Raw genomic sequence first — 3,875 nt, forward strand, 5'->3', positions numbered from 1 at the left:
TCCTGGCCAGGCCCAGCCCGGTACCGTCCGGACGGCCGCTGACCATGGGAAAGAAAATGGTTTCCTGGAGTTCCGCCGGGATGCCCGGGCCGTTGTCGATGATCTCGATCTTGGTCACCAGACGATGGCGGACGTGGCCGATGGTGAACTGACGCATGGTCCGGGTACGCAAACTGATGCGACCCAGGCGCAGCTCGTTCTGGCTGCTGATCGCCTGCATCGCATTGCGCACAATGTTCAATACGGCCTGAATCATTTGCTCGCGGTCGATCAACACGTCGGGAATGCTTGGGTCGTAATCGCGCACCAGCGTGATGCAGCCCTGACTTTCCGCTTCGACCAGTTGGCCGACGCGTTCGAGCACTTCGTGAACGTTGCACATAGCCAGCGACGGCAACTTGTTCGAACCGAGCATGCGGTCGACCAGATTGCGCAGACGATCGGCCTCTTCAATGATCACGTTGGTGTAGTCGCGCAGGCTGTCTTCCGGCAGTTCGCGGGCCAGTAGTTGCGCCGCGCCCCGAATACCTCCTAGGGGATTCTTGATCTCATGGGCGAGGCCGCGAACCAACATCTTGCTGGTTTCCTGCTTCGACAACTGCGCCTCTTCCTTGGTGATCCGCAGCAAGCGGTCACGCGGGTGGACTTCCAGCAACAGCATGGTCGCGCCATTGCTGAGGATCGGCGTCACCGCGTAATCCACGGTCAGGGTCTGGCCGGTGAGGGCGGTGAGCATCGCTTCGCGCTTGGTGAATGGATGCGCCTGTTCCACTGCCTGGCGCAAAGAGTTGAGCGCCTCGGTGGATTCGGTGAACAGCTCGCTGATGAACTGCCCATGGCTTCGCTGACCGCTGATGGCCAGCAGCATCTCTGCCGCCGGGTTCATGTACTCAAGGCGCAATTCGGCGTCGAGCAGAATGGTAGCGGTGGTCAGGTTGTCGAGCAGCAAACGATGAATTGCGTCACTTATAGTCATCAGAGCCTCTTTTGGGGGCGGAGCGTGCGCAAGAAGCAGGCGTCGTTAAACGGAAAATGCAAAAACCAAACCAAGGCTCCGAAAAGAAGCGCTCAACCCATGAAACAGGCGTTTGACGCTCGTTTGCGTGGCAGTTCGCCAGCGCTTGCGGGTACTTTCGAACCAAAATGGGTTGGAATGTGTGAAGAGTGCAGCTTGTTGCACCAATATAGTGCGCAAAGCTGATGGGCGTTAGAAGAAACGCAGGAAAGGGTTTTTCGGTTCCTCAGGTTTGTCTTTAAGCGGACATTCCGGGCGGACGCCGTAATCGTCCGTTGTGCAGGGTTTGACCTGGCGCTTCTGCGCCAGCGAGATGCGCAGCATGTGGAAGGGCTGATTAGCAGTGCGTTCGACGGTGCGGCCCTGCGCATCGAGAATCTCGACCGAAAGGCTGTGGCTGCCACGGTCGATATTGCTCAACGGGAACACCGGGCTCAGGCCGGGCTTGCCGGTGGCCTTGCCGTCCAGCAACAGGCGATAGCGATGGCCTGCTTGCAGGCCCGGCTCGCTGGTCACGCTGACGATCACTTCGCCGGCGCTGCTGCGAATGGTTGCGTCAGGCTCGGGCACCAGAACACGGAGCATGTCGTAGTGGAACAGCGGTTGCTCCGGAGATTTTTTCGCCGTGGTGATCGGCGCGGCGCCGGTTGGATTGGCCGACATTCGGTTGCTGGTCGCCAGCGGCACTCGCTTGGCGTTACCACGCGGCTGGTCGGTGTAGACGCGATTGCCCTGCGCATCGACGTAAGTGAACACCTCTGCCGAGGCTTGCAGTGCCGTCAGTGCCAACACGGCGACCAGCCATTCGCGGATCATGGCTTGTGCACCCGCTGCACGGTAAAGACCACTGGCGGACTTTGCTGAATGATCATCTGACCATCGATCACCTGCACTGCGAGTCGATGATCACCTCGGTCGACGTTAACCAGTTGCAGGATCGGCACGTTGCTCGGCTGGCCGTAGGGTTGATCGTCGAGCAGCAGTCTTAATTGATGCGGCGGTTGCAGGCGCGGCTTGATCAGCACGTTGACCGTGAATGTGCCGTTGTTCGCGCGCAGGGCTTCCTCGGTGGGCAGACCGGCGAGCTCGAGGATGGCGTAGGCATTACGCGGCGGCTCCCGGTTGTCGGAGGTTGGCGCGGCGGGTGCGCCTGGTGACTGAGGCTCGACCGTGTTGAGCGGCGGCAACTCCACCGACTGCGCGTTTACGCCGTCCGGCGAGTGATCGCTGTACACCGTGTTGCCGTTGGCGTCGGTGTACTTGTAGATCTGCGCGGCGGCGGGCAGGGCGATCAGCAGCAGGATGTAGAGAAAGGTGCGACCCATGAACTCGACCGGGGAAGAAAACGATGGGTTGCAGCATAGGTCAGGTGCGGCAGTTGTCCCAACTCAGGACGCATTTTGCCAAGCATTACTGAAACCTTTCATACGCCTCAGTTTCCACAGAACTCATCGTTTGCCATAAAGCCGAGCAATAAAAGAGGCCTCCCGAAGGAGGCCTCTTTTTGTCACGCCGCTTAGCGCGGCGCTACCGGATCAGCAGCTGTAGTACAGCTCATATTCCAGTGGGTGTACGAAGGTGCGGACCTTGATTTCTTCTTCGGATTTCAGCGCGATGTAAGCGTCGATGAAGTCGTCGGAGAACACGCCCCCCTTGGTCAGGACCGCACGGCCCTTGTCCAGCTCTGCCGGGGCTTCTGTCAGGCTGCCGCAAACTTGTGGGATCTCTTTCGCCTCTTCAGGCGGCAGGTCGTACAGGTTTTTGTCAGCGGCATCGCCTGGGTGGATCTTGTTCTGGATACCGTCCAGGCCGGCCATCAGCAGTGCTGCGAAAGCCAGGTACGGGTTGGCAGCCGGATCCGGGAAACGTGCTTCGATACGACGGCCTTTAGGGCTGTTGACGTAAGGAATACGGATCGAGGCGGAACGGTTACGAGCCGAGTAGGCCAGCATGACCGGAGCTTCGAAGCCTGGCACCAGACGCTTGTACGAGTTGGTAGCCGGGTTGGTGAAGCCGTTCAGGGCTTTACCGTGCTTGATGATGCCGCCGATGAAGTACAGAGCGGTTTCGGACAGGCCGGCATAGCCTTCGCCAGCGAAGGTGTTCTTGCCATCTTTGGAGATGGACATGTGTACGTGCATACCCGAACCGTTGTCGCCATACAGCGGCTTCGGCATGAAGGTAGCGGTGCGGCCGTAAGCGTCGGCAACGTTGTGTACAACGTATTTCAGAGTCTGAACTTCGTCAGCTTTCTTCACCAGGGTGTTGAACTTGACACCGATTTCGTTCTGACCGGCAGTCGCCACTTCGTGGTGGTGAACTTCAACGGTCTGGCCCATTTCTTCCAGTGCGTTACACATGGCAGTACGGATTTCGTGGTCGTGGTCGAACGGCGGAACCGGGAAGTAGCCACCTTTGACGCCTGGACGGTGACCCTTGTTACCACCTTCGATGTCCTGGTCAGACATCCACGAACCTTGTTCGGAGTAGATTTTGAACATCGAGCCGGAGATGTCCGACTTGAACTTCACTTCGTCGAAGATGAAGAATTCTGGTTCTGGACCGGCGAAGACGGTGTCACCGATACCGGTGGTCTTCAGGTATTCCTCGGCGCGGTGAGCGATGGCGCGCGGGTCGCGATCGTAACCTTGCATGGTCGACGGTTCGATGATGTCGCAGACCAGGATCAGGGTCGCGTCTTCGGTGAACGGGTCGAGAACGGCAGTTTCGTCGTCCGGCAGCAGGATCATGTCGGAGGCTTCGATGCCTTTCCAGCCAGCGATGGAGGAACCGTCGAACATCTTGCCGACTTCGACGAAGTCGTCTGCCCGCGCATCGCGAGCCGGCATGGTCACGGGGT

General features: G+C 59.1%; 4 protein-coding genes. All 4 read right to left on the reverse strand.

The genetic code is table 11. From position 1 onward, the window contains the following. The coding region (gene glnL, locus ACIOVB_RS11785) for a nitrogen regulation protein NR(II) (protein ID WP_401267804.1) at window positions 1–976 on the reverse strand (976 nt) is incomplete at its 3' end. Between the two features lie 231 nt (window positions 977–1,207). Continuing rightward, window positions 1,208–1,831 carry a DUF4124 domain-containing protein gene (locus ACIOVB_RS11790; RefSeq protein ID WP_401267806.1) on the reverse strand — a complete coding sequence of 208 codons (624 nt, stop codon included), beginning with the start codon at window positions 1,829–1,831 and terminating at the stop codon, window positions 1,208–1,210. Next, a complete protein-coding gene (locus ACIOVB_RS11795; protein ID WP_401267809.1) occupies window positions 1,828–2,340 on the reverse strand; it encodes a DUF4124 domain-containing protein in 513 nt (170 codons plus the stop codon). The genes ACIOVB_RS11790 and ACIOVB_RS11795 overlap by 4 nt, the downstream gene beginning before the upstream one ends. 210 nt (window positions 2,341–2,550) lie before the next feature. After that, a complete protein-coding gene (glnA, locus tag ACIOVB_RS11800) occupies window positions 2,551–3,870 on the reverse strand; it encodes a type I glutamate--ammonia ligase (protein WP_401267817.1) in 1,320 nt (439 codons plus the stop codon). Window positions 3,871–3,875: the final 5 nt, after the last annotated feature.

The organism is Pseudomonas sp. NPDC087639, from assembly GCF_044743385.1.
Taxonomy (GTDB): domain Bacteria; phylum Pseudomonadota; class Gammaproteobacteria; order Pseudomonadales; family Pseudomonadaceae; genus Aquipseudomonas.

Excerpts from the sequence above, each read along its gene's own strand:
- ACIOVB_RS11790 (WP_401267806.1), bottom strand. The coding sequence starts at position 1,831 with ATGATCCGCGAATGGCTGGTCGCCGTGTTGGCACTGACGGCACTGCAA.
- ACIOVB_RS11795 (WP_401267809.1), bottom strand. The coding sequence starts at position 2,340 with ATGGGTCGCACCTTTCTCTACATCCTGCTGCTGATCGCCCTGCCCGCC.